This is a genomic window from Nocardioides sp. (genome assembly GCF_036374615.1).
In the GTDB taxonomy this organism is placed as follows: Bacteria; Actinomycetota; Actinomycetes; order Propionibacteriales; family Nocardioidaceae; genus Nocardioides.
Genome location: NZ_DASUTK010000215.1, coordinates 1 through 4,770 on the forward strand (window position 1 = coordinate 1; position 4,770 = coordinate 4,770).

Consider the following 4,770-nt stretch of genomic DNA (forward strand, 5'->3'; position numbering starts at 1 on the left):
TTCCTCACCCCATTGTGTATCGGCCGTTCGGTCATTTGGCGATGGTTTCGGTGGCGGCGCGCCGAGGAACGTGCCCGAATCAGTGGCGTCGAGGCCCTCAGGTATTCCGCTCCTCGGTGTGGGAACAGCGACATGGACACCCGTTAGGAGCCGGACGGGAGAGGGAGGAAGATCGTGGTGAGAGGCAGATCAGGCGTCGAGGAGAGGGCATGACCAGCGTGTCGTCAGGGACGAATCCGGCAGGGAACCGCCACCGCGTCGTGGTGATCGGCTCGGGCTTCGGCGGGCTGTTCGGCGCCAAGGCCCTCCGCCGCGCCGACGTGGACGTCACCCTGGTCGCGCGGACCAGCCACCACCTCTTCCAGCCCCTGCTCTACCAGGTCGCGACCGGCATCTTGTCCCAGGGCGAGATCGCGCCGTCCACCCGCGAGATCCTCAGCCGCCAGCAGAACGCCCAGGTGCTGCTCGGCGAGGTCGTCGACATCGACCTCGAGGCCCGGACGGTCACCTCCGACGTGCTCGGCCGCAAGACGGTGACGCCGTACGACTCGCTGATCGTCGCGGCCGGCGCCGCGCAGTCGTACTTCGGCAACGACCACTTCGCCGAGGACGCCCCCGGCATGAAGAGCATCGACGACGCCCTCGAGCTGCGCGGCCGCATCTTCGGCGCGTTCGAGATGGCCGAGCTCGGCGCGCTGCGCGGCGAGAACGTCGACCACCTGCTCACCTTCGTCGTGGTCGGCGCCGGTCCCACCGGTGTGGAGATGGCCGGCCAGATAGCCGAGCTCGCCCACCGCACCCTCAAGCGCGACTTCCGCGCCATCAACACCCGTCACGCCCGGGTGATCCTGCTCGACGCCGCACCGCAGGTGCTGCCGCCGTTCGGGAAGAAGCTGGGCGAGCACACCAAGAAGGACCTCGAGAAGCTCGGCGTCGAGGTCATCCTGGGCGCGATGGTGACCGACCTCGACGAGCGCGGCATCGACGTGGCCTACAAGGACGGTCGCACCGAGCGGATCGTCGCGGTGACCAAGATATGGGCCGCCGGCGTGCAGGCCAGCCCGCTGGGCCGGACGCTCGCCTCGCAGACCGGCGCTCCGCTGGACCGCGCCGGCCGGATCGGCGTGAACCCCGACCTGACGCTGCCGGGGCACCCCGAGGTGTTCGTCGTCGGCGACATGATCGCCCTCGACAACCTGCCCGGGGTCGCACAGGTCGCGATCCAGGGGGCCAAGTACGCCGCGAAGTCGATCCAGCGCCGCGTCGACGGCAAGCCGCCGCAACCGCCGTTCAAGTACTTCGACAAGGGTTCGATGGCCACGATCAGCCGCTTCAAGGCCGTGGCGCTGATCGGGAGGTTCCGGCTGACCGGCTTCGTCGCCTGGGTCGCCTGGCTGGCGCTGCACCTGATCTACATCACCGGCTTCAAGAGCCGGCTGACGGCGCTGATGCACTGGTTCGTCTCGTTCCTCGGCCGCGGCCGCTCCGAACGCACCACGACCGAGCAGCAGATCTACGCCCGGGCTGCTCTGCAGCGGCTGCGCGGCGGGGCGGCGGACCTGGTCTCGGCCCCGGGCGCGTACGACCGGGCCCAGGAGATCCTCGAGGTCACCCGGCGGGCCGAGCTGGAGGCGCGGGCCATGGAAGAGGCTCGGCTCACCGACTCCGGCGAGCGCGGGCAGCGCCCGGACTCCGTCAAGGCCTGAGGCCCTGCCGCTCAGCCGACGTGGTGGTAGGCCTCGAGCACGCGGGTGAAGTGGCGGGGGTCGACCATCGTGCGGTCGATCACGAAGGGCGTGTTCGCGGGTCGGTCGATGAGCACCCGCCAGCGTCCGCTGCGCGGCTTCCCGATCGTGCGGATCTTCGTGTAGTGGCTGGTGAGGTCGAACCGTTCGGTCCGACCGGCCCGCTGCACCTCGAGGATGCCGCCGTGCACGTGCAGGTGGGAGACGGGCGAGGCCGCCCACGCGGCCCACAGCACGATCGTCAGCGCGCCGAGCGTGGCGGCGATGCCGAAGGAGATCGGGGTGCGCTCCTCGTAGGCCTGCCAGCCGAAGTAAGCCGTCGAGGCCAGGCAGACGAGCGTGAGGAAGCCGACGACGCGCCGGCCCGTGCCGCGTGGTTTGAACTCCACGGAGTACACGGACGCGTCGACGACGCGGCGCCCGCTCACCGGGTCGGCCTGACCACTCACGGAAAGCAAAATAACGCGAACGTGGCCCCGGGGGGGCCGAACCGTGAAGTCGGTCCAGACCGGTGGTCGTTCGGTAGGCCCCGTGGGACTCGAACCCACAACCTAAGGATTAAAAGTCCTCAGCTCTGCCAATTGAGCTAGGGGCCCGGGAGCGCCCGTCGAGACGGTGCGCGAGCGGCCAGGATAGGGCTGCGGACGAACCCACCCCGATGGGCGGTGCCTCGATGGTTGTCATGGACCTCTCCGTTGGTAAGGTAGGCGTTGCTCAGGTGCAAGTTCCAGCAGGTCAATGCCCGCGGAGTTTGTCCAACGGCGATTCGTTTTCGTGCGATCCACTCACGCAAGTCGGAACGACGTGGCACTGCATCTGGTGCGGGTCGTCGAAGTGGCGACTCTCGTTCCGATAACAGGAGTAACGAGCACATGGCTCAAGGCACCGTGAAGTGGTTCAACGCCGAGAAGGGTTTCGGCTTCATTGCGCAGGAGGACGGCGGCGACGACGTCTTCGTGCACTACTCGGCGATCCAGTCGCAGGGCTACAAGTCCCTCGACGAGAACCAGAAGGTCGAGTTCGACGTCACCCAGGGTCCGAAGGGCCCCCAGGCGGAGAACGTCCGCGCTCTCTGAGTGCGGATGTCGACACACTGACATCGCACACGAGGCCTCGTCCCTTCGGGGGCGGGGCCTCGTGCCGCGTGTAGGTCTATACCGGTGCGCTTGTTCTGGCTCCGCCTCTCCGTGACACGGGGTCCGAGGGTTTAGGTTCGTCCTTGGAGGGAATCATGCTTCGGGGGTAGGGCTGGCGCGAGCGTGCCAGGAAGCTGAGGGGAGAGGGCGTGCACGACCAGTTCGACGTCACGCTGGAGGACCAGGACCTGCTCCGCGAGGTGGAGCTGACGACCAACCTGATCATCGCCGCGAGCGAGACCGACGAACACCTCTCGCTCGAGGAGATCGACCAGATCCTGGGCGTCGCGCGACCGGCCGCGGGCTGAGTCCGACACCTCCGCGCGCCTCGCGCATACCCGTGGGGGGTACCATGGTGGCATGGCCCACGAGCACGGTTACATCAGCCGCAAGGACGACTACCTGAAGCGCCTCCGGCGCATCGAGGGGCAGGCCCGGGGCCTGCAGCGGATGGTCGACGAGGAGCAGTACTGCATCGACATCCTGACCCAGGTGTCGGCGATGACCAAGGCCCTGCACGCCGTCTCGATCGGCCTGCTCGAGGACCACATGAACCACTGCGTCGTCGACGCCGCCCGGGTCGGTGACTCGGAGGCCCGCGAGAAGGTCGCGGAGGCCACCGAGGCGATCGCCCGGCTGGTGCGGTCCTGATGCCAGGCCCCACGACCGTCACCCGCGTCACCGTCGCCGGCATGACCTGCGGCCACTGTGTCGCCTCGGTCTCCGACGAGATCGGCGAGCTGGTCGGCGTCGAGCACGTCGACGTCGTGCTGGAGACCGGTGAGGTCACCATCACCAGCGGCGCGCCGCTCGACCCCGCCGACGTCGAGGCGGCCGTGGCCGAGGCCGGCTACGCCCTGGCGTGAGGGGGAGCCTGACCATGCGCACCGTGGACCGCGTCCTGGCGTTCGTGTGCGCCGTGACGGCGGTGTTCGCGCTCTCGTTCGCGGCAGGTCGCATCGTCGGACCCGTCGGTCCCGCCCCGGACCCGCCCGCGCCGACGCAGGAGCACGACGGTGACCACTGACGTCACCCTCGACATCGCGGGCATGACCTGCGCCTCGTGCGCGCAGCGGATCGAGCGCAAGCTCAACAAGCTCGACGGCGTGACCGCGAGCGTCAGCTATGCCACCGAGAAGGCCGTGGTCGCGTTCCCGGACACGCTCAGCGCCGAGGACCTGGTGGCGACGGTCGTGGCGGCCGGGTACGCCGCGACGCCCCTGCCCGTCGTACGCGAGCGACCGCAGCCCGGGACGGGTGCGTCGGACCGATACGAAGCGGAGCTGGCCGCGCTTCGCCAGCGGCTGATCGTCAGCGCTGCTCTCACGGTGCCCGTGGTGCTGATGGCGATGGTGCCCGCGTTCCAGGTCGAGCACTGGCAGTGGGCCTCGCTGACGCTCGCCGCGCCCGTGGCGGTGTGGGGAGCGTGGCCGTTCCACCGCGCCGCGTGGGCCAACCTGCGGCACGGCGCCACGACCATGGACACCTTGGTCTCGCTGGGCGTCCTGGCAGCGTTCGGGTGGTCGCTGGTGGCGCTGTTCGCCGGCTCGGCCGGGGATCCGGGGATGCGGCACCCGTTCAGCCTGACGGTGGAGCGTGCCGACGGGCTGGCGTCGATCTACCTCGAGGTCGCGGCGGGCGTGACGACGTTCCTGCTCGCCGGTCGCTACCTCGAGAAGCGGGCGAAGCGGCGGGCCGGCGAGGCGCTGCGCGCGCTGCTGGACCTCGGCGCGCGCGACGTCGCGGTGCTGCGCGACGGCGCCGAGGTACGCGTCCCGGTCGACGAGCTGGCCGTCGGGCAGGAGTTCGTGGTGCGGCCCGGCGAGCGGGTGGCCACCGACGGCGTGGTCGTCCGCGGCACCTCGGCGATCGACGCCTCCCTGCTCACC

The 4,770-nt window shown here is 69.7% G+C and carries 8 protein-coding genes and 1 tRNA gene; 7 read left to right on the plus strand and 2 right to left on the minus strand.

The features are described from left to right. The first annotated feature begins 209 nt into the window (after positions 1–209). Positions 210–1,706: an NAD(P)/FAD-dependent oxidoreductase gene (locus VFZ39_RS16585; protein ID WP_330866900.1), complete on the plus strand. Its 1,497-nt coding sequence runs from the start codon at positions 210–212 to the stop codon at positions 1,704–1,706. Positions 1,707–1,717: 11 nt separating this feature from the next. Here the strand turns inward: VFZ39_RS16585 and VFZ39_RS16590 are convergent, their stop codons facing one another. Both VFZ39_RS16590 and VFZ39_RS16595 read right to left on the minus strand, forming a co-directional pair. Further along, entirely contained in the window at positions 1,718–2,194 is a 477-nt protein-coding gene (locus tag VFZ39_RS16590) for a hypothetical protein (RefSeq protein ID WP_330866901.1), read from the minus strand. Positions 2,195–2,268: 74 nt separating this feature from the next. Further along, positions 2,269–2,341, minus strand: a tRNA-Lys gene (locus VFZ39_RS16595). 276 nt (positions 2,342–2,617) lie between these two features. Here VFZ39_RS16595 and cspE point away from each other — a divergent pair. The 6 genes from cspE to VFZ39_RS16625 all read left to right on the plus strand — a co-directional run. Then, positions 2,618–2,821 carry a transcription antiterminator/RNA stability regulator CspE gene (cspE, locus tag VFZ39_RS16600; RefSeq protein ID WP_135078682.1) on the plus strand — a complete coding sequence of 68 codons (204 nt, stop codon included), beginning with the start codon at positions 2,618–2,620 and terminating at the stop codon, positions 2,819–2,821. Between the two features lie 209 nt (positions 2,822–3,030). Next, positions 3,031–3,189 (plus strand): hypothetical protein, encoded by a 159-nt coding sequence (locus tag VFZ39_RS16605; RefSeq protein ID WP_330866902.1) that lies wholly within the window; start codon positions 3,031–3,033, stop codon positions 3,187–3,189. A 52-nt stretch (positions 3,190–3,241) separates the two neighbouring features. Further along, positions 3,242–3,532, plus strand: coding sequence for a metal-sensitive transcriptional regulator (locus VFZ39_RS16610; protein WP_330866903.1), 291 nt, complete (start codon positions 3,242–3,244; stop codon positions 3,530–3,532). Beyond that, a complete protein-coding gene (locus VFZ39_RS16615; RefSeq protein ID WP_330866904.1) occupies positions 3,532–3,747 on the plus strand; it encodes a heavy-metal-associated domain-containing protein in 216 nt (71 codons plus the stop codon). Before VFZ39_RS16610 ends, VFZ39_RS16615 begins: the two co-directional genes overlap by 1 nt. Before the next feature lie 14 nt (positions 3,748–3,761). Beyond that, positions 3,762–3,908, plus strand: a complete 147-nt coding sequence (locus VFZ39_RS16620) for a hypothetical protein (protein WP_330866905.1) — start codon at positions 3,762–3,764, stop codon at positions 3,906–3,908. Positions 3,909–3,930: 22 nt separating this feature from the next. Continuing rightward, the coding region (locus VFZ39_RS16625) for a cation transporter (protein ID WP_414690309.1) at positions 3,931–4,770 on the plus strand (840 nt) is incomplete at its 3' end.

What these genes read in the sequence shown, in the direction of transcription:
- VFZ39_RS16585 (WP_330866900.1), top strand. Translation starts at nt 210, where the DNA reads ATGACCAGCGTGTCGTCAGGGACGAATCCGGCAGGGAACCGCCACCGC.
- cspE (WP_135078682.1), top strand. Translation starts at nt 2,618, where the DNA reads ATGGCTCAAGGCACCGTGAAGTGGTTCAACGCCGAGAAGGGTTTCGGC.
- VFZ39_RS16610 (WP_330866903.1), top strand. Translation starts at nt 3,242, where the DNA reads ATGGCCCACGAGCACGGTTACATCAGCCGCAAGGACGACTACCTGAAG.
- VFZ39_RS16615 (WP_330866904.1), top strand. Translation starts at nt 3,532, where the DNA reads ATGCCAGGCCCCACGACCGTCACCCGCGTCACCGTCGCCGGCATGACC.
- VFZ39_RS16620 (WP_330866905.1), top strand. Translation starts at nt 3,762, where the DNA reads ATGCGCACCGTGGACCGCGTCCTGGCGTTCGTGTGCGCCGTGACGGCG.